The following is a 19,695-nucleotide window of genomic DNA, read 5'->3' on the forward strand; positions in this document are numbered from 1 at the left end:
AATTTGGAGCCAAAGAGTAATAAAACCGAGGATGGTCTACCCTATCCTCGGTTCTATATTACACCATGGATTTTCCCAATGAGAAAGCCTTGGTAGATCGTTTTGGACCCCTAGGGATGATGCAGCAGGAACTTCCTTTAGCGGCATCTCTTATTGTTTGGGCTGTGGACTTCAGGGTAGTACATAGGTGAGGGGATATTTCAATATTAAATTTAGGGTGATGCATCTTATACCGTGTGTTAGCAGGACAATTGGTACATTTCTCTTGCTGATGTTTCATATAATCCAGTTGACGTGAAGTGGGGCGTATATAGCCCTTTTCACAGTGTTCAAAAAAATCTTTAATACCCAACGGATCATCTTCCACCGGGCAACTGCAGACAATATCTACGGATTTTGGTTCACTAGTAATATGCGATGAGACTAACTCACAGACAGTCATTCCCAGAGTACCCTTTGCTTTTAGGGGGCAAGTACAATTGTCACAGGATATAAAATCCTGTCTGCCACATGTTTTTCTAAGTTTTACAACTTCACGAAAATTATTAACCTGTATCATTGAGACCTCCATTAATTTTTAATAGATCTTTATAAAATAGATTGTGACAAATGCCACATAATAAATAACTTTGAAAAAAGTTTAGATGACATAATTCGACACATGCCCTAGAAATCCTTTTGCAAACGAAATAAAAATTATTTTTTCTAAAAAGTATAGATAATTATTTTTACAATAAAAGATTTCTTTAATAAGCCTGGCTATTGCTATTATACATTTATTTATATTGAAATCATTTGAGTTTTATTCTACTCGAATTACTGTATCTATGAGATACGCATTTTGATTGTTACAATCAGAGCGTACTCACCAAGGCTTGTTAAACATCACACAAATATATTGCAGTTGTTATGGAGACGATATTACTAATATCTAAATCAGATCTTAAAGTCGGAGGGTATTAGATGGGTTTTCAACAAAAAATACTGTTTGATAGAAAAATTGGTGCTGCCTTGACAAGAATTGAGGATCTAGAAGAAGCTGTTAAACATCCGAAAATAAAAACTATTTTTCTGTTGGGTGGGGAAATAAACATACTACCTAATATTTCTAGTAAGATTAATAAAGCGGGAAAAGGATTGTTGGTACATATCGATCTAATCGAAGGGGTTGGTAAGGATTGGGCTGGCATTAGGCTCCTCAAAAGGATGGGAGTTACGGGAATTGTAACTACTAAATCTAATTTAGTTAAATCTGCCCATGAAGAGGGAATCTCGGTAATTCAAAGAATATTTCTGGTAGATTCTACATCATTAAAAACTGGTATTCGTATTGCCAAAAATGTACAGCCCAGTGCAGTGGAAGTATTACCAGCAACCGTTCCTGCCTATGTTATTGAGGAACTTAAAAAGTCATTGGGTTTGCCCATTCTTGGTGGTGGTTTATTAAAAACCGAGGAAGACGTTAAAGAAGTATTTGCAAAGGGTATCGATTTTATATCAACCAGCCGGAGAGCTCTCTGGGAATTATAAAAGATGGATCCTAGACTAAAATCTATAAACAGGGAAATCGAAATGTCTAAAAATTAATATTTTTCTTGACAGATTTATGTGAATCTTTATAATTAATAATAAATACAATATTATGTTAACCCGATTTTACAACTTGATATTTGGGTAGAGTTCTGGAGAAGACCCTCGTGGATAGCTAGTTTTCTAATAGCTATTTATGGGGTTTTTATTTTTCTCTAACCCAGCCAGGAGAGAGGGAGACGGCCTAAAGGAACATTTAAATTAAAATGTTCTGAAGGGCCGTTATTTTATTTTTAAAGGGGGTGAACTACTCAGATAGAAATATAATTCTTCTCTGGGAAGTATAACCGGTTAACTCTGTGAACAAGATTTGGTACATTTATTTAGTGACCCTATAAAAGATCATTCAATTGAAGAAAGGAAGATATGCTGTGACCCCTTTTTTAGCTGAAATAATTGGTACGATGATTTTGATCATATTAGGTAATGGTGTTGTCGCAGGTGTTTTATTAAAAAAATCAAAGGCAGAAAATAGCGGTTGGATTGTTATTACGGCGGGTTGGGGATTAGCTGTAGCCATTGCAGCCTATGCTGTGGGAGGCTTTAGCGGGGCCCATTTAAACCCAGCATTAACCATAGCTCTAGCTACCATTGGAAATTTTCCTTGGTCTGATGTACCTACCTATATTCTGGCACAATTTATTGGTGCTTTTTTGGGTTCTGTTATTGTGTGGCTACACTATTTACCCCATTGGCAAGAAACCCCTGATCAAGCAGCCAAATTAGGTATCTTTTGCACCGGCCCTGGCATTCGTAATACAGTAGGAAACTTGTTAAGTGAAGTAATTGGTACATTTATTCTGGTATTAGGCATCTTAGCCATTGGTGCAAATAAATTTGCCGATGGTATGAACCCTTTTGTTGTTGGACTTTTGATTTTAGCCATTGGTCTTTCCTTAGGGGGTCCCACCGGCTATGCCATTAACCCCGCCAGGGACCTGGGTCCCCGTATTGCCCATGCGGTACTACCCATTGCAGGTAAAGGACACTCTGATTGGGGCTATGCCTGGATTCCCGTAGTTGGTCCAATTATTGGTGGTGTGTTAGGGGCAGTATTCTATGCAACATTCTTTTTAGGTTAACTGATTAGTTTTTCAACTAAATAATAATGTAAGGAGAGATGCAAGATGGTAAAAAAATATGTACTGGCCTTAGATCAGGGTACAACCAGTTGCCGGGCCATTTTATTTGACCGGGATAGTAATATCGTAGGTGTTGCACAAAAGGAATTTACACAAATCTATCCTAAGGCAGGCTGGGTGGAACATAACGCCGAGGAAATATGGAGCACTCAGTATGGGGTTATTGCAGAAGTCATTGCTAAGACTGGGATTAACCCCGAAGAAATTGCCTCTATCGGTATTACTAACCAAAGGGAAACTACAGTGGTTTGGAATAAGCATACTGGTAAACCCATTCACAACGCCATTGTATGGCAATGCCGCCGGACAACAGAGATCTGTGATCAGATAAAGGCAAAGGGACTGGAAGAGACATTTAGAAAGAAAACCGGGTTGGTAGTGGATGCCTATTTCTCTGGAACCAAGGTCAAATGGATATTAGATCAGGTACCTGGAGCAAGGGAATTGGCTGACAAGGGTGAACTACTTTTTGGGACAATGGATACCTGGCTAATTTGGAAATTGACCGGTGGAAAAGTTCACGTTACTGATTACTCCAATGCCTCACGGACACTGATGTACAATATTCGTGAACTCCGTTGGGATGAAGAACTACTGGAGATTTTGAATGTTCCTGCAAATATGCTCCCCATGGTAAAAGCCTCCAGTGAGGTGTATGGTTATACTCAGCAGGATCAATTTTTGGGTTATTCCGTACCCATTGCTGGGGTAGCGGGAGACCAACAGGCTGCTCTTTTTGGACAGGCATGTTACGAACCTGGTATGGCCAAGAATACCTACGGCACTGGTTGCTTTATGCTTATGAATACTGGAGACGAGCTTTATGATTCCAAGAATGGTCTACTAACCACCATAGCTTGGGGCTTAGATGGCAAAGTTACCTATGCTCTAGAAGGAAGTATCTTCATAGCTGGTGCTGCCATTCAGTGGTTAAGGGATGGCCTGAAGATACTGGAGTCTGCTCCAGATTCTGAATACTTCGCCAGTAAAGTAGATGATACAGATGGAGTATACCTAGTTCCTGCCTTTGCCGGTCTAGGGGCACCTTACTGGGATATGCGTGCCCGAGGAGCCATTGTGGGCTTGACCAGAGGAACCACAAAGGAACATATTATTCGTGCGGCTTTAGATTCCTTAGCTTACCAGACCAAGGATGTGTTGGGGGCTATGGAGGCAGATTCCAATATTAAATTACAGGCTTTAAAAGTTGATGGTGGGGCTGTGGCAAATAACTTATTAATGCAATTTCAGGCTGATATTCTAGATGTTCCAGTTGAGAGACCAAAGGTTATTGAAACCACTGCCCTAGGAGCAGCTTATCTAGCAGGCTTAGCTGTGGGTTTTTGGGAGAGTAAAGAAGAATTGGCAAAACGTTGGAAGCTTGATCGCAGCTTTGCCAGTGTCATGGCAGACCAGCAAAGAAATAAACTCTACAATGGTTGGAAAAAAGCAGTTGGTCGTTCTATGGATTGGGCTACTGAAGATTAAGTTGTTGAACTGGTAAAGAGTTAGAATATATTGTATAATGTTAAGTGATTAAGTTAAATTTGATATTGGCTTGAGAATGGGAGAAGCCGCACAGTATCAGGAAGATAATCCTGATGTTGTGCGGTTTTTTAACACTTTGTTTATTGATGAAAGTATAAGAAGAATTAGGCTTACCAAGAACTTGGCGTCAGCCGATTTTTTCTAACTAACTTAATGTGGAAATAAACGGAGGTAAGGGTATGGCGAGGGATAAAGCTCAAGTAGTTGTAATTGGTGGTGGTGCTACGGGAACGGGCATATTACGGGATCTGGCTCTCAGGGGTATTTCCGGCCTACTGGTGGAACAGGGTGACCTTGCTCATGGTACCAGCTCCCGATTTCATGGGCTTTTGCACAGCGGTGCCCGGTATGCCGTTAAAGATAAAGAAGCTGCCCGTGAATGTATTGAAGAAAATAAGATTTTACGCAAAATAGCAGCAAACTGTGTGGAGCTTACTGGTGGATTGTTTATCCAATTAAGAGAGGACGATCCTGACTATACTGATAAGTGGCTTAGTGCCTGCTCCGAAACTGGTATTGATACAGAAGAAATCAGTATTAAAGAGTTACGCACAGGTTATCCAGTATTATCACCAAACATAGTTAGAGCCTTTCGAGTACCAGATTGTGCGGTGGATGGTTTTCGAGTTCTTTGGAGTAATATTCACTCCGCCCGACAATACGGCGGGAACCTATTAACATATCATAAGCTAACTGGAATTCAACAGACTAATGGTGAAATTTTTGGGGTAGAAGTAACTAATCAGCTCACTGGAGAGAAAAAATTTATAGAATGCCAACTTGTGATTAACGCAGCCGGAGCCTGGGCTGGGGAAGTGGCCGCCATGGCAGGTATTGAGTTAAATGTAATTAAAGATAAGGGTACTTTAGTGGCCTATAACCACCGACTGACCAACCAGGTGGTCAATCGTTTACGTCCCCCGGGTGATGGAGATATTTTTGTTCCCCATGGTACCATTACCATTCTTGGTACCACATCCATTACCGTGGATGAAGCTTCTTGTACTAAACCAGGACAGCAGGAAGTGCTAGATTTAATTAAAATTGGTAGTGAAATGATACCAGATTTGCAGAACTATCGAATGATTAGGGCCTTTGCTGGTGTACGTCCTTTATATCAAGGGGAGAAAACTGCTGTTGGTAGGGCTGTTACCAGAAACTTTGCCTTGCTGGATCACCAAAAGCTAGATGGAGTTTCTGGCATGGTCAGTATTGTTGGCGGGAAATTTACAACCTTTAGATTAATGGCAGAAAAGGTTGTGGATATGGCAGCACAAAAGCTAGGGGTGCAGGCGCCTTGCCTTACCGCTGAGGAATCTCTTACTAAACCAACTTCCCAGGAACTGTTAGAACGGGGCAAAAGAGTCTTTGGGGTGGCAGGTGCCAAGAAGGCTGCGGATCGGTTGGGGGATCACTATGGCATTGTTGTAGAGGAAGCAGAAAAGAATCCTGATAAGCGTAAAGTATTTTGTGAGTGTGAAGCGGTAAGCCTTGCTGAGATAGATTTTGTTGCAAGGGACGGGGATAGCTTTACTTTAAGCGATATTAGAAGAAAAACGAGACTTGGTATGGGTACCTGTCAGGGAACCTTTTGCAGCTATCGGACATTGGGTGCCTTAAATGGGTATGATTTTACCAAAAATCACAAGGATTTTTTAACTAAGTTTTTACAAAAACGTTGGATGGGTATTCGGCCCGTTATGTGGGGACAGCAAATGAGAGAAGCCCAACTTTCTACGGCAATTTATTCAACATTATTTGGCATGGAGAGAATGAAATGATGAAAAAAAACGTAGATGTCTTGGTTATTGGAGCGGGTCTCTCTGGTCTTATAGCTGCTGCCAAGGCTGCGGATTATGGTAAAAAAATATTGGTGGTAGCAAAGGGCATGGGGGCTTTGGGATTATCCTCAGGCTGTATTGACCTTTGGGGCTACAGTATAGATCAACCGGATGAATTTTGCCAAAGGCCGATAGATGAAATTGCCCAACTGATTTCGAATAGGCCCGATCATCCCTATGCTAAGGTTGCAGATGTCTTAGTAGAAAGTTTGGACTTTTTTGAACAGCTTTGTACTAAGAGTGATATCTATTATAGGAGATGCGATACAGGTAATTGGCAGTTGCCCACCGCTTTAGGTACTCTCCGACCGACCTATTTAGCTCCAGCAGGGATGGCAGTAGAGAACTTAGCTAGAGTAAAAAATATATTGATTATAGGCTTCCAAGCTCTCAAGGACTTTTATCCAGATGTGTTGGCAGAGAATCTGAAGAAAAATATGAATTTACACGGGGACTGCCATATTACAACCCTTATGTTGGATCTGGATGCTGCTGAACTTACACCCAATAACTTGGCTTACCTTCTGGAGAAGCAAGATATCCTGCAAAGGCTGGTTTCCTACATTAAGCCACATTTGCAGGAGGATATGGTTATTCTCATGCCGCCAGTGCTGGGGGAAAGATGGGATTCTAAGGTTAGACCAACCCTTATGGAGAATCTTGGGGTGTCAGTTTATGAGGTAGCCAACATTCCTCCCTCCCTACCAGGGCAAAGACTGCAGCAAGCTCTGCTGCATCACCTAAGAAGACGTGGGGTAGAAATTATCCTGGGATGTACGGTTACCGAGGTAATTCACAGGGACGGACGTTGTACCGAGGTCATGGCAACTGGTTCCGGTAAGCAGCTTAAAATAATAAGCAAAAACATTATTCTTGGGACTGGTTCTTTTCTGGGTGGTGGGCTAGAGGCCGAGCCCGGGGAAGTAATAGAACCTATTTTTAATCTTCCGGTTAAAACCTATGAAGGTAAAAGATCAAGTAGCCAATTTTTATCAAAGGAAGGGCACCCCTTTAACAAATTTGGTATCGAAGTCAATGACAGGTTACAACCTGTCAATGGATGGGGTGAAGTGGTGCTAGAGAATGTTATGGTTGTTGGCTCCAATGTGGCTGGTTGTAATGTTCCTGTAGAAAAATGCGGTAACGGTGTTGCTTTGACCACGGGATATAAGGCTGGAAAATTGGCGGGGGAGGTGTAATGCTTTGACGCAGGGAGATCGAGTTGCTCTGGACAACTGTATTAAATGCTCAATTTGTGTCAGTCACTGTCCGGTTGCCAGAGTTACAGAAAAATTTGCTGGACCTAAACAGAATGGACCGGACTTGGAGCGTTTTAGGTTAGAAGAGCCGGCCACTGTACATCCTTCCATTGGTTATTGCAGCAACTGTAAAACTTGCGATGTGGTTTGTCCTTCAGGAGTCAATATTTCGGTCATGAACTGCAAAGCCAAAGGAGAATATGTTTCGCTACACCAGGTTCCCCTAAGGGACAAGCTATTGTCAAGGGTAGAACTAATGGGTAAAATGTCTCGCTTGTCCCCTTCTCTGGTAAATTTTTTAGGAAGTATAAAGTTTTTACGCCTACTAGGGGAAAAAGTAATGGGGGTAAGTGCGGAGATGACGTTACCCCATTTTGCCCAAAAAACTTTTTTACAATTATATAAAGCAAAAAAATTGAAAAATAGCAAAAGAAAGGTGCTCTACTATCCAGGTTGTTATGTTAATTATAACACCCCAGAGGTTGGCCTAGACTTGGTAAAGGTGTTGAACCATCACAATGTTGAAGTTTTAGTGGATCAATTTGACTGCTGTGGATTGCCTATTATTGCCAATGGTTTTCTGGAGACAGCAAAGGGCTATGCGGAAAGAAATATCGAGAAATTAAGGAAATATGCAGCAGAAGGCTATCAGATAATTACCACCTGCCCAAGCTGCAACCTAACCCTAAACCGTGAATATCAGGAACTTTTTGATCTGGATACTAGCAAATATTGTGTTCTTGATGCCTTTGAATATTTAGATCAACTGATTGAACAAGGGGAGTTTAAAACAAACTTTAAAAATATGCCTTTAAACCTGGGTTATCATCAACCTTGTCACTTAAAAGCGGCTGGCATTGGCGTTCCATCTCAGGGAATACTGCAGCTAATCCCGGAACTAAAAGTAACAGATCTCGATGCCGGATGTTGTGGTCTTTCAGGGAGTTACGGTTTTAAAAAAGAAAAATACCCAATCAGTCAAGAGATTGGTCAAAATATAATCAGAGCGGTGGAGGAATTAGCTCCCGAACAGACCATCACGGAATGTGGTATGTGTCAGTTGCAAATTGATCATCTAACTAAAAAGGCTGTTCTGCACCCTATTCAAATTTTAGCTCAGGCCTATGGTCTATAGTTTAAATAATGAAAAATCCCTCCTGGATGCCTGGAGGGATTTTTTTTGTTCGTTAGACCTGGATAAAGATATTTATTATTTTTTATAAGGTGGGAGAAGAGGAGAAAAAATAGTTATGTTATATAAAATTCGATAAAGAGGTGGGAAAATGGAAGTTATTGCTGCCATGAAAGCTAGAAGGAGTATTAGAAAGTTTAAACCGGATCCGATACCGGATAGCTACGTACAGGAAATTATCGAAGCTGCTAGGTTGGCACCATCGGGATCAAATTTACAGCCTACGCGATTTGTGGTGGTAAAGAGTGATGAGGCGAGAATGCGATTGAACGAAGGAACACCTATGAACTTTGTGTCCAAAGCTCCAGTGGTGCTTGTTTGTTGTGTAGACAACCAAGTCTTTGAACATTACGGTAAACGGGTTAATGAATTAAAGGAAGCAGGCGCTTTCTTAGGGACACCGCTAGAAGATGTTAAAGCCACTGATTTATCAAGCCAAAGAACTCAAGATGAAGTGGCTATGAAGGCCTATTTAGGGTTGAATGCTGCCATTGCCATTGATCATATCACCCTAAGGGCAGTGGATTTAGGTTTAGCAACCTGTTGGATAATGTTATTTGATCAAGATAAGATAAAAAAAGCTATAAATCTAGATAATCGGTATCAGGTAATAGCATTAATCCCATTAGGATATCCGGATCAAAATCCTGCGCCAAGGCCGAGGCTACCCCTGGAGGATTTGGTTATAAAAGAATTGTAGAAAAGTTACAGGTTTATAGTGATGTCTATCTCATAGGTCCAGTCACTGGTCTTCATGTAGGACTGAAACGCTGGGTATTGTTATTACACCCGCAAATAGGTCCCATGATATTGAACTCAAGTGCTGTACTTCCTTTTTATGAAGGGCTACAATTTAAATTTTTTTTTTGGGTGTATGTTTTTTCACAAAAGCCTCTAAGGGCCGTATGGGTCCAAAGAGGCTTTATTTTGCTAATAAAAAATTCTACCAGGGAGGTTTTATCAGTAAAGGTTTAAAAAATTATTCAATTTAAAAAAAGGAATATTCAGAAATATATAGAAAGGCATATTTTACTACTTATTTACTAGCATAAGACTAAGAGGTAAATTACAAAGCAAATTCATACATTTTAAAATGTTTGAGAATTAATTTGCTGTAATGAGTAGTTCAATAAAAGCTTTACTTAAACAGGAGGTGTAGTAAATCTTATGTCCGAAAAACCCATTATCGGAGAAAAACGGGCGTTTATGACGGGTAACGAGGTAATTGCCTGGGCTTGCTTAGCTGCAGGTGCCGATATTATGTACGGCTATCCCATTACTCCTCAAAACGAAATCATGCACTATTGGACCCGTCAAATGCCCAAATTTGGTCGCAAATTCCTACAAACTGAAGATGAGTTGTCTGCCGGTTTTACCACAATAGGTGGTGTATTGGCAGGTCTTAAAGCCTTTACTGCTACTGCTGGCCCTGGTAATACCCTGATGCAGGAACCGATGTCTATGGCTGAAATGATGAGACTACCAACCGTATCCATTGTACAGCAGCGCGGTGGCCCGTCTACTGCCACAGTTATTTATTCTCAACAGGAAGTTACTATGACAACCCAGGGTGGTAATGGTGAGGGCATCCGTATCGTTTACTCACCCAGTAATCACCAAGAACTATTTGATTATGTCTTGAAGGCCTTTAATACTGCCTGGAAATATCGTTTCCCAACCTTTGTGCTAGGCGACGGTTATCAAGCCAAACTTCGTGAATCTGTAACCCTTTATGATCCCGAAGAACGGGGTTATGTAAGAGTACCCTCTGAAAAATATGTTGGTAAATCAGGTACCATCGGCGTAGATCGCGAACCCGGTCTTTATCGTAACACCTTTAATACAGAGGAAGAACTCTTTGATGTTTTACAACAGCACTTTGCCGATTACCAGAAAATGGCTCCTGAGGTCATCGAGTATGCCCAAGAAAATGTAGAAGATGCTGACTTGGTCATCATTGCTCATGGTGTTGTTTTCCGTGGTGTAAGCGACGCAGTAAAAGAATTAAGAGAAGCGGGCTATAAGGTAGGATTTTTCCGTCCCATAACCCTCCGCCCCTTCCCCGCTGAGCAACTGAGAGCAGTGGCTGACAAGACTAAAAAATTACTGATTGCTGAGTCAGCCCAGGGACAGTTAGCTAAATTGGTTAAAGATGCTATTTATGGTGCAACTGCCGAAATAGTGCCCCTCTTCCGTCCTGGTGTAGGTATCACCACAGAACAAATTGTAGCCAGAGCAAAAGAGGTACTTTAGATTTTAAAACTAAGGAGGGAGGTTTCAACATGTCTGTGTCTCTACAACCTGCCATGCCGAAAAGCTGGCGTCCAGAATCAAAACCCCATAAATTTTGTCCCGGTTGCGGCCATGGTCTGGTATTAAAGTGCCTTGGCGAAGCCATTGATGAACTGGGAATACAAGATAGAGTCGTATTCGGCTGTGACATTGGATGTTCCTTGCTATCCTGGGATTTCTTTAATTGTGACAGCGTACAAACCCACCATGGTCGTACCACCCCGGTAATGACTGGAATTAAGCGTGCTAACCCTGACCTCATCTGTGTTGCCTATATGGGTGATGGTGGCGGTTATGCCATTGGTATTGGTGGTATTGTTAACGCTGCTGCCCGTAATGAAAAAGTAACTGTACTTCTAGCCAATAACACCGTGTATGCTATGACCGGTGGTCAGATGTCTCCTTGTACCATGCCTGGGCAAAAGGTAGAAACTGCTCCATATGGTCGGGATCCTGAAGCCACTGGTATGCCGACCCAAGGTCCGGAAATGTTAGCAGCTATCACTGGAGAAGGTGCCTATGTTGCCCGTGGTACCACTGCCAATCTGAAGCAGTTAAAGAACTACATCAAGAAAGCACTGCAGAACCAAATGGATGGCAGAGGCTTCTCCTTTGTGGAAGCATTGGCTGGTTGTCCCACCAACTGGCGGACCAATGCCGAGAAGACATGGGAATTTATAGAAAAAGAAATGCCTAAATACTACAAAGTTGGAGAAAAGAAAAACCCCTTTGAGGCTAAAAAGGAGGCTCAGCAGAATGGCTAAGGCTGTAAAAATTTGCTTGGCCGGTGAAGGTGGCCAGGGTGTTCAATCTGTGGCAGGAATTCTTGCTGATGCTGCCAATGCAGAGGGGCGTGAAGCACTCTATATTCCTAACTTTGGTGTTGAGCAGCGGGGCGGTGTATCCATTGCCTTTCTACAGATCGATGATAAAGCCATTGGTGCTCCAAAGTTTGACAAGGCCGATATCCTGGTTGCCCTAAGTGACCGTGCTGTACGCCGTTGTAAACAATACGTGGATAGCAATACCGTTTTTGTCTATGATGCCAGTATCCAAGGCGTAGAAAATGATTTACCTAAGGAAGGCGAAGCTAAGAAGGTATTAGCCATTCCTGCCTTAGAAATTTCTCAAAATGAATTACACCCCCGCGTATTTAACATTCTGATCATGGGTGCTGTAATTGGTGCCACCGGAGTTATTCCTGTGGAAGGTGCCAAGTCTGCCATTGAGAAGAAATTAGGTTATAAATTTGAACAGAATCCTCAACTGCGTGAGATGAATTATAAGGCCATTGATCGCGGCATTGAGCTGATTAAATAGGGGGGGAAATCATGGAATTCAGAGCTCATACCCAGGAATTAACCAAAAGTAGCTGGACTATTTTCCTCGGTCTGTGTAAGGGCTGTGGTTTGTGCATTCAGAAATGCCCCAAGAAAAGTCTTTCCTGGGCTAAAAAGCTGGGTGTATATAGTACTCCTGCTGTGGAGAGCAGTGATGAGTGCAATGGCTGTGGTATCTGTCAGATGGTTTGCCCCGATGCAGCCATACTGGTCCAAAGGAAGTCAAAGAAAGCCGAAGAATAAACTAGTTAATTAAAAGAAATTAAAAAATGTGGAAACAAAAAGCTGATAAATCTCCTTAGGGAGAGTTATCGGCTTTTTGTTTCCGAGATATAAGCATCTATTACGGATAAATATGCGTTTTTAAAATGCTTCAGCACAGGTTATGGCTGCGGAGGATATCAGTGAACTGGAAGTACATGAATTCGTGGATAGAGGAGTAGGTGCCATTTTAAAAGAGCATACTTAGGTTTATAAATAGTAACAAGCAAAAAATGGGGGCGAAAATATGGCCGTGTCATTAAACATTACCATGAGGCTGGAACTTCCAAACCGCCCTGGAACACTGGCAAAGGTGTTAACTGTGATTGGTCAAGAAGGGGGAAGTCTGGGTGCCATTGATTTAATCTTCGCAACACCGACCCATGTAACCAGGGAATTGATGATTCAAATAAGAGATAAGAGCCATCTGGATGATTTAATTAGTACCTTAAAAGGTATGAGTGAGGTAAAAATCATTCATATTGCAGATAGGGTATTCACCAGACATTTAGGAGGTAAAATTGAGGTAACTCCCAAAAGACCCATTCAAAACCGTGAAGATCTAGCTATGGTTTATACACCGGGTGTGGCTTCAATTTCCAAGGCTATTTCGGATAAACCAGAACTAGCCTATAAACTTACAATGAAAGGTAATTCTGTTGCCATTGTAACAGACGGGTCAGCTATTCTAGGTTTAGGAAACCTTGGACCGGAACCTGCACTTCCGGTAATGGAGGGTAAGGCTGCGCTGTTTAAACAATTCGGTAATGTAGATGCCATTCCCATTTGCCTGGCTGTGCACGAGTCTGAGGAAATCATTGCTACTGTGCTGGCACTGGCCCCTGGCTTTGGCGGTATTAATCTGGAGGATATTGCAGCACCCAAATGCTTTGAAATTGAGGAAAAACTAACACAACTGCTAGATATTCCGGTTTTCCATGATGACCAGCATGGGACAGCCATTGTCGCACTGGCTGGCTTGATTAATGCACTAAAAGTGGTTGGTAAAAGGCTTGATAATATAAAGGTTGTATTAAGTGGTGCCGGTGCTGCGGGAGCTGCCATTGCTAAAATATTATTAAATGCAGGAGTAAGTAATCTAATTGTCTGTGATCGCAAGGGGGCTATTAGTAGAGATAATTTACCCAGTGAGCCTACAAAATCATGGCTAGCCCAAAACACCAATGAAAGGTGTGTTAAAGGCAGTCTTAATGAAGTAATAGTCGGAGCAGACGTGTTCATAGGGGTATCCGCCCCTGGTCTCCTTAAACGAGAAGATATTTTGCGGATGGCTGAGAAACCTATTGTTTTTGCACTGGCAAACCCGGAGCCCGAAATAGAACCTGAAAAGATATTTGATATTGCAGGGGTAATTGCCACTGGTCGATCAGATTATCCCAACCAGGTTAATAATGCCCTGGCTTTTCCAGGAATTTTTAGAGGAGCACTGGATTGCCATGCTACCAAAATCAATGATGAAATGTGTGTGGCTGCGGCCTATGCCCTGGCCAGTATCATCCCCGAGGAACAATTAAGTGCAGAATATATAATTCCTTCTGTGTTTAACGACAAAGTAGCTACCGTTGTGGCTAAGGCTGTTAAAAATGAGGCTAAGAAAACTGGTGTCTCGAAAAAAGGGATGTAATGATGAGATAGAGTTTAAACAAAATAACGAGGGTGACTTGAGTCTTAGTAGACCTAGACATCCTCGTTACTTTTCACCTTGTCCACTGTTAATTCTTATTTTATTCAAGCGGCTATGGTAGTTGTTTAAAAAGTACAGTGAAAGTTGTTCCTTGATTTATTGTACTTTCAGCTGTGATTTTGGCATGGTGATTTTCTGCGATGCTTTTGGCAATGGACAGGCCCAAACCGTAGCCACCCAACTCCCGTGCCCGAGACTTGTCCGCTCGGTAGAAACGTTCAAAAATTTGAGGCAAATCACTAGGAGGGATGGGGGTGCCCGTATTATTTACTTTTAGACACACTTTTCTTTGCTCTTGTACCAGCGTTACTGTAACGATACCTTTTTCACCAGCATATTTACAGGCGTTATCCAGCAGGATGGTAACTAATTGCTTAAGCTGATTCCCGTCACCTTTGATAGTAATATCTGGTTCAATGTTGGTATTGATGGTGACACCCTGCTCGAATGCCACTGCTTCAATGGGCAATAAGCAGCCCCATACCGTATCACTTAAATTCAGTTCTAAAAACTTTAGGGGAACCTGAGAGGCACCAGATTTTGCTAAAAACAACAGATCATCCACCAGCTTTTTCATTCGGGTGGCTTCAACTTGAGTATTTTCCACCCATTTGGATTGCTGGGCGATGGTGTCTTGACGATGGGCCAGTAGAATGCCAATATTAGCAAGAATAACTGTCAGAGGCATCCTTAGTTCATGAGAGGCATCTGCCACAAACTGTCGTTGCTGTTCCCATGCCTTTTCCACCGGGCGTAGTGCCCAACTGGACAGGTACAAACTGATGATAAAGAAGGCGATCAGGCCCCCTGTACCTACAATCAAAGATATGAGAAAAAGACTTTGCATGGAGTTAATCTCGTTGCTTCTATCAGCAAAGGCAATTTTTGTCCCATCAAGTATATCTCTTCGGAGAAAGCGTAGATCTAGGTCGTGCAGAATACCTTCGGGGTACTCGGAAGTCATTGCTTCTTCCACCGCTTTTGCCAGGTCAACATCGGATATGGACATATTTTGTTCTGTTGTATGAACGATGTTATTGTTTTTATCAAGTACCACAGAGAAAACTGGCGTAAATGGAAAGGGCTTTCTTCCGTGAGACAATCTACCAATTTCAGGTTTTGGTGGGGGTAGATCATTTCTTTGCTCAAGGGCATGATATAAGGCTTCGTGACTTTCAGATTGCAGCCTCTGATAGCTTGAAAAGAATATAGCGGCGAAGACGATGAGTAGCACCAAACTGACCAGAGTCATATTGATTAGGATAAATTTCCTACGCAGTTTTTTAATCATAGGACATCTACTTCTAACCGATAACCCACTTTCCGAATGGTGCCGATACTTACCTTGGACCCAAGAAAAAAGAATTTTTTACGCAGGAAAGAAATGTAGGCTTCCACGTTGTTATCCTCTGCGCGGGACTCCACACCCCAAACCTTAGTAAGTAAATCTTCTTTTGGAATCACAATTTTAGGGTTTGCCATTAGTATTTTCAGGATTTCAAATTCTTTAAAGCCCAAATGCACCGATTTTGCCCCCCGGGTCAAATTATAGGTAGATAGGTTTAGTATCAGATCTGCAAAAGTTATCTCTTCTAAAAGTACATCACCTTTTCTTCTGGAAAGGGCTCGGATACGGGCTAGCAGTTCTTCTGGTGCAAAGGGTTTTGTCATGTAATCATCAGCGCCACAATCTAGCCCAGTGACTTTATCAGTTATTTCGTCCTTTGCGGTAAGCAACAGAACAGGTGTGGCATTCTTATGATTTCTTAACTCCTTAACTACTTCGAAGCCACTGCGCTTTGGTAGCATTACATCCAGTACAATCACATCATATTGACCGCTTAATGCGTATTGCAGCCCGTCTTCTCCATTATATACAATATCCGGGGAGTGCCTTTGTTCAGCTATAATGTGCCCCAGAGCCTCTGCCAGTCGCACTTCATCTTCCACTATTAATACACGCATATAGATCCCCACCTTGTCGTTCCTTATTATAAAATGGGTAGATTTCCATTGCAATTATTTTAATAAAGAAAGCTGAAATTAGTCTGAAACCAGTTTTTCAGACTAATTTCAGTTAGAGCATGTATGATATGGTCCATGAGGAGAATACACCGATTGGAGGTATCAGATTGGCACAATATCAGAACGTATTTCAACGGTATGAGAAAAAGTATTTAATGGATGAGCGACAATATCAAGCTCTAATTAAATTTTTGCATGGCAAGATGACTTCAAATGAGTATGGGCGCCATACCATCTGTAATATTTACTTCGATACCCCAGATTTTAGACTGATCCGTGCATCCATTGAAAAACCCGTTTACAAAGAAAAGATTCGTCTTCGCAGCTACGGCGTACCAAAGAAGGAAGATACCGTATTTATTGAATTAAAAAAGAAGTATAAAGGTATCGTTTACAAACGACGGGTGTCCATAACACTATGGGAAGCGGAACAATATTTGCTACGGCGTAGTAAGTTGCAAAAACCCAGTCAAATTCTCAAGGAAATTGACTGCTTCTTGGATTTTTACCAACCCATTAATCCCAAGATATATCTTGCTTATGACCGTATTGCCATGTGTAGCAGCGAAAATCCAGACCTACGCATTACTTTTGATACCAACATTCGCTGGCGGGAAAATGTTTTGGATCTTGCTAAGGGGGTTTGGGGAAGTCCGTTACTGGAAGCAGGACAGCACCTGATGGAGATAAAGATCCCGGGAGCTATGCCTATTTGGCTTAGCCGGGGCCTATCGGAGCTAGGGATCTTTCCTACATCCTATTCTAAATACGGCAACTGTTATAAAAAATATTTGATACATTCAATTGGTATAGGGGGAACGCAAAGTGCTTGAAAGTATTCTGTCAACCAATGCTGCTAACTCCATAACACTTGAGGGACTGCTGCTTTGTACGCTATCCTCTCTCGTTCTTGGTGTTGGCGTGGCCTACATTTATATGTACCGAAACGTTTATAATAAAAACTTTGTGGTGACTCTGGTGCTGCTGCCGGCAATGGTCCAAATGGTGATTATGCTGGTGAATGGCAATATCGGTACTGGTGTAGCTGTGATGGGGGCTTTTAGTTTGGTACGGTTCCGCTCTGTACCAGGTAGCGCCCAGGAGATTAGCAGTATATTCCTGGCTATGGCTGTGGGCCTTGCTACCGGCATGGGTTATCTCGGTATTGCTTTACTGTTCCTAATTATTATCGGCGCCATGACGGTTCTTTTGTCCAGCACGGGCTTTGGGGAGCAGCAGAAAACTGAAAAGGAACTGAAAGTTACGATTCCAGAAAACCTCGACTACTCCGGCATCTTCGATGATCTGTTACAAAAATATACGAAGTCTGCTGAGTTGATCAAGGTAAGGACCACCAATATGGGAAGTCTATATGAGCTACAATATCACATTGTATTGGCAGACCAATTTAAGGAGAAGGAATTTCTTGATGAGATTCGCTGCCGTAACGGCAATTTAAATATCTCTTGTGGGCGGGTACCCACCAGTAAGGTAGAACTATAAGGAGGAGAATATTATGAGCTATAGATCCCATAAATTGATCACACTATTGACTGCGGGTATGCTGTTTGCTTCCGTACTCAGTGGCTGTCAGGAGGGCTCGTCAGCTAATTTACCCCTCAGCACTGCCAGTGCTGCGGAGCTGTCCCCCATCGACCCCGGCTACAGTGAACGTGACTTGTCAGGAACCTGGGATGAACAATCTGCCACTAAGATTTCCTTAAATGGTTCGTCAATCACTGCCTCAGGCCCGGGTGCCACAGCTTCGGGTGGTACCTTGACCATCACTGCTGCGGGTATTTACGTATTGTCTGGTACTTTGGCCAATGGCCAAATCGTTGTGAATGCTGCTGAATCCGACAAAGTACAGCTTGTGCTGGATGGCGTGTCCATTACCAGCTCGAACAGTGCAGCTATCTATGTGAAGCAGGCAGATAAAGTTTTTTTGACACTGGCAGATGGTAAGAAGAACACAGTGACTGACGGCGCCACCTATAACCTAGCTAACGGTGTGGATGAGCCCAATGCGGCGATTTTTAGCAAAAGCGATCTGACCATAAATGGTAAAGGCGAGCTGACAGTCACTGCCAACTATAAAAATGGCATTACCTCTAAGGATGATTTGGTCATTGCAGGTGGGACCATTACGGTTACTGCGGTCAATGATGGCTTACGTGGCCGTGATGCGGTGGCAATCCACGACGGTGCCCTTGTAATTAATGCGAGCCAAGGAGATGGTATCCAGTCTAACAATACCGAGGATGCCCAAAAAGGTTGGGTTTCCATCGATGGCGGTACATTGAATATTACCGCGGGTCAGGATGGCATCCAAGCAGAGACGGTAGTTCAAATAACTAATGGTACAGTAAACACCAAAACAGGGGGTGGCAGTGCCAACGCCAACACTGACAGTAAGGTCAATGAGCAGCCGAGTTGGGGTGATGGGGGTAAACCAACTACGATTAAAACTACCGAGGACAGTGTAGATAACGAAAATGACAGCGCAAAAGGTTTTAAGGCTGGAACAGCTATCTATGTAACCGGTGGAAAAATAAATATTGATTCTTCGGACGATGCGGTTCATTCCAATGGGAATGTAGTCATAAAGACAGGCACGTTGACCCTGATATCTGGTGATGATGGCATCCATGCCGATACCTCTCTGGTGGTGGACGGTGGTACCATTGATATTTCTCAGAGTTATGAAGGTATGGAAGGAACTAATATCACGGTGAACGGTGGGAATATCCATGTAACTGCTAAAGATGACGGCATCAATGCTGCGGGCGACAATGACCGGTTTGCCCTTGGCAGACCCAGAGAGAACAACTTTACTGCAACTAGTTCTGGTGATAACGACAGTGCTTATATTCGAATCACGAATGGCAATGTAGTGGTCAATGCTGCTGGAGATGGCCTCGATACCAACGGTTCACTGTATGTAGACGGTGGTACGGTACTGGTTAATGGTCCTACTGGCCAGGGCAACGGTGCCTTAGACTATGACAGTGTGGCAGAAATTACTGGCGGAACATTAGTGGCTGCAGGTAGTTCAGGTATGGCCCAGAACTTTTCCGACAATTCCAAACAGAACTCCTTGCTTGTAGCCTATTCCTCTATTCAAAAAGCAGGTACTTTAGTAAGTTTACAGGATGAGAACGGCAAAACCATCTTAAGCTTTGCTCCTGCCAACGAATATCAGTCCATTGTGATCAGCTCACCTAAATTGGAGCAGGGCAAGACCTATACACTTTACTCTGGTGGTAGCTCAGGTGGGAAGAATATTGACGGATTGTACACAGACGGAAGTCTTTCTGCTGGCTCTAAGGTCGTCAGTGTCACCCTTTCCGGGGTCTCTACCAATATTACAGATACAGGTGCCCAGTTTACCGGTATGGGTGGGCCTGGCAGGGGAGGTCATATGGGTGGACCAAAAGGACCCAGGCCAGACCGTAACCAAGGTAATGTCGGTCAATAGATTATAATTTTAAAAGGAAGGA

General features: G+C 42.6%; 18 protein-coding genes. 15 read left to right on the forward strand and 3 right to left on the reverse strand.

Going from position 1 to position 19,695, the window contains the following annotated elements:
- Positions 1-58: 58 nt before the first annotated feature.
- Positions 59-559, reverse strand: a complete 501-nt coding sequence (locus ACYQ03_RS05325) for a hypothetical protein (RefSeq protein ID WP_459908163.1) — start codon at positions 557-559, stop codon at positions 59-61.
- A gap of 404 nt (positions 560-963) precedes the next feature.
- On the opposite strand from ACYQ03_RS05325, the gene ACYQ03_RS05330 reads away from it, so the two are divergent.
- The 12 genes from ACYQ03_RS05330 to ACYQ03_RS05385 all read left to right on the forward strand — a co-directional run bounded on the left by ACYQ03_RS05330 (position 964) and on the right by ACYQ03_RS05385 (position 14,110).
- On the forward strand, positions 964-1,530 hold the full coding sequence (locus ACYQ03_RS05330) for a glycerol-3-phosphate responsive antiterminator (RefSeq protein ID WP_459908165.1): 567 nt from the start codon (positions 964-966) through the stop codon (positions 1,528-1,530).
- A 431-nt stretch (positions 1,531-1,961) separates the two neighbouring features.
- A complete protein-coding gene (locus ACYQ03_RS05335; RefSeq protein ID WP_459908167.1) occupies positions 1,962-2,672 on the forward strand; it encodes an MIP/aquaporin family protein in 711 nt (236 codons plus the stop codon).
- Between the two features lie 45 nt (positions 2,673-2,717).
- Positions 2,718-4,220, forward strand: a complete 1,503-nt coding sequence (glpK, locus tag ACYQ03_RS05340) for a glycerol kinase GlpK (protein WP_459908168.1) — start codon at positions 2,718-2,720, stop codon at positions 4,218-4,220.
- Between the two features lie 239 nt (positions 4,221-4,459).
- Entirely contained in the window at positions 4,460-6,061 is a 1,602-nt protein-coding gene (gene glpA / locus ACYQ03_RS05345; RefSeq protein WP_459908170.1) for an anaerobic glycerol-3-phosphate dehydrogenase subunit GlpA, read from the forward strand.
- Entirely contained in the window at positions 6,058-7,320 is a 1,263-nt protein-coding gene (glpB, locus tag ACYQ03_RS05350; RefSeq protein WP_459908172.1) for an anaerobic glycerol-3-phosphate dehydrogenase subunit GlpB, read from the forward strand. Before glpA ends, glpB begins: the two co-directional genes overlap by 4 nt.
- 4 nt (positions 7,321-7,324) lie before the next feature.
- Positions 7,325-8,515, forward strand: coding sequence for an anaerobic glycerol-3-phosphate dehydrogenase subunit C (locus tag ACYQ03_RS05355; protein WP_459908174.1), 1,191 nt, complete (start codon positions 7,325-7,327; stop codon positions 8,513-8,515).
- A gap of 148 nt (positions 8,516-8,663) precedes the next feature.
- A complete protein-coding gene (locus tag ACYQ03_RS05360; protein WP_459908175.1) occupies positions 8,664-9,272 on the forward strand; it encodes a nitroreductase family protein in 609 nt (202 codons plus the stop codon).
- Positions 9,273-9,739: 467 nt separating this feature from the next.
- Entirely contained in the window at positions 9,740-10,825 is a 1,086-nt protein-coding gene (locus ACYQ03_RS05365; protein ID WP_459908176.1) for a transketolase C-terminal domain-containing protein, read from the forward strand.
- Positions 10,826-10,854: 29 nt separating this feature from the next.
- Entirely contained in the window at positions 10,855-11,628 is a 774-nt protein-coding gene (locus ACYQ03_RS05370) for a thiamine pyrophosphate-dependent enzyme (protein ID WP_459908177.1), read from the forward strand.
- Positions 11,621-12,184 (forward strand): 2-oxoacid:ferredoxin oxidoreductase subunit gamma family protein, encoded by a 564-nt coding sequence (locus ACYQ03_RS05375; protein WP_459908179.1) that lies wholly within the window; start codon positions 11,621-11,623, stop codon positions 12,182-12,184. Before ACYQ03_RS05370 ends, ACYQ03_RS05375 begins: the two co-directional genes overlap by 8 nt.
- Before the next feature lie 11 nt (positions 12,185-12,195).
- Positions 12,196-12,447 carry a 4Fe-4S dicluster domain-containing protein gene (locus tag ACYQ03_RS05380; RefSeq protein WP_459908181.1) on the forward strand — a complete coding sequence of 84 codons (252 nt, stop codon included), beginning with the start codon at positions 12,196-12,198 and terminating at the stop codon, positions 12,445-12,447.
- Between the two features lie 265 nt (positions 12,448-12,712).
- Positions 12,713-14,110 (forward strand): NAD-dependent malic enzyme, encoded by a 1,398-nt coding sequence (locus tag ACYQ03_RS05385; protein ID WP_459908183.1) that lies wholly within the window; start codon positions 12,713-12,715, stop codon positions 14,108-14,110.
- 112 nt (positions 14,111-14,222) lie between these two features.
- Here ACYQ03_RS05385 and ACYQ03_RS05390 read toward each other — a convergent pair whose 3' ends face one another.
- Positions 14,223-15,461 (reverse strand): sensor histidine kinase, encoded by a 1,239-nt coding sequence (locus ACYQ03_RS05390; protein WP_459908185.1) that lies wholly within the window; start codon positions 15,459-15,461, stop codon positions 14,223-14,225.
- Positions 15,458-16,135 (reverse strand): response regulator transcription factor, encoded by a 678-nt coding sequence (locus ACYQ03_RS05395; protein ID WP_459908187.1) that lies wholly within the window; start codon positions 16,133-16,135, stop codon positions 15,458-15,460. The genes ACYQ03_RS05390 and ACYQ03_RS05395 overlap by 4 nt, the downstream gene beginning before the upstream one ends.
- Positions 16,136-16,302: 167 nt before the next feature.
- Here ACYQ03_RS05395 and ACYQ03_RS05400 point away from each other — a divergent pair, with 167 nt between their 5' ends.
- Genes ACYQ03_RS05400 through ACYQ03_RS05410 form a run of 3 tightly spaced genes read left to right on the forward strand, consistent with a single transcriptional unit; the run spans position 16,303 to position 19,673 of the window.
- Complete coding sequence (locus ACYQ03_RS05400) at positions 16,303-17,028, forward strand: polyphosphate polymerase domain-containing protein (RefSeq protein WP_459908188.1); 726 nt, start codon at positions 16,303-16,305, stop codon at positions 17,026-17,028.
- Positions 17,021-17,698 carry a DUF4956 domain-containing protein gene (locus ACYQ03_RS05405; RefSeq protein WP_459908189.1) on the forward strand — a complete coding sequence of 226 codons (678 nt, stop codon included), beginning with the start codon at positions 17,021-17,023 and terminating at the stop codon, positions 17,696-17,698. The genes ACYQ03_RS05400 and ACYQ03_RS05405 overlap by 8 nt, the downstream gene beginning before the upstream one ends.
- A gap of 13 nt (positions 17,699-17,711) precedes the next feature.
- Positions 17,712-19,673 (forward strand): carbohydrate-binding domain-containing protein, encoded by a 1,962-nt coding sequence (locus tag ACYQ03_RS05410; RefSeq protein WP_459908190.1) that lies wholly within the window; start codon positions 17,712-17,714, stop codon positions 19,671-19,673.
- Positions 19,674-19,695 lie beyond the last annotated feature (22 nt).

The sequence above is a fragment of the Desulfotomaculum defluvii genome, from assembly GCF_054657375.1.

Coding starts and splice junctions, on each gene's coding strand:
- ACYQ03_RS05325 (WP_459908163.1), bottom strand. CDS start 559: ATGATACAGGTTAATAATTTTCGTGAAGTTGTAAAACTTAGAAAAACA.
- ACYQ03_RS05330 (WP_459908165.1), top strand. CDS start 964: ATGGGTTTTCAACAAAAAATACTGTTTGATAGAAAAATTGGTGCTGCC.
- glpK (WP_459908168.1), top strand. CDS start 2,718: ATGGTAAAAAAATATGTACTGGCCTTAGATCAGGGTACAACCAGTTGC.
- glpA (WP_459908170.1), top strand. CDS start 4,460: ATGGCGAGGGATAAAGCTCAAGTAGTTGTAATTGGTGGTGGTGCTACG.
- glpB (WP_459908172.1), top strand. CDS start 6,058: ATGATGAAAAAAAACGTAGATGTCTTGGTTATTGGAGCGGGTCTCTCT.
- ACYQ03_RS05360 (WP_459908175.1), top strand. CDS start 8,664: ATGGAAGTTATTGCTGCCATGAAAGCTAGAAGGAGTATTAGAAAGTTT.
- ACYQ03_RS05365 (WP_459908176.1), top strand. CDS start 9,740: ATGTCCGAAAAACCCATTATCGGAGAAAAACGGGCGTTTATGACGGGT.
- ACYQ03_RS05370 (WP_459908177.1), top strand. CDS start 10,855: ATGTCTGTGTCTCTACAACCTGCCATGCCGAAAAGCTGGCGTCCAGAA.
- ACYQ03_RS05375 (WP_459908179.1), top strand. CDS start 11,621: ATGGCTAAGGCTGTAAAAATTTGCTTGGCCGGTGAAGGTGGCCAGGGT.
- ACYQ03_RS05380 (WP_459908181.1), top strand. CDS start 12,196: ATGGAATTCAGAGCTCATACCCAGGAATTAACCAAAAGTAGCTGGACT.
- ACYQ03_RS05385 (WP_459908183.1), top strand. CDS start 12,713: ATGGCCGTGTCATTAAACATTACCATGAGGCTGGAACTTCCAAACCGC.
- ACYQ03_RS05390 (WP_459908185.1), bottom strand. CDS start 15,461: ATGATTAAAAAACTGCGTAGGAAATTTATCCTAATCAATATGACTCTG.
- ACYQ03_RS05395 (WP_459908187.1), bottom strand. CDS start 16,135: ATGCGTGTATTAATAGTGGAAGATGAAGTGCGACTGGCAGAGGCTCTG.
- ACYQ03_RS05410 (WP_459908190.1), top strand. CDS start 17,712: ATGAGCTATAGATCCCATAAATTGATCACACTATTGACTGCGGGTATG.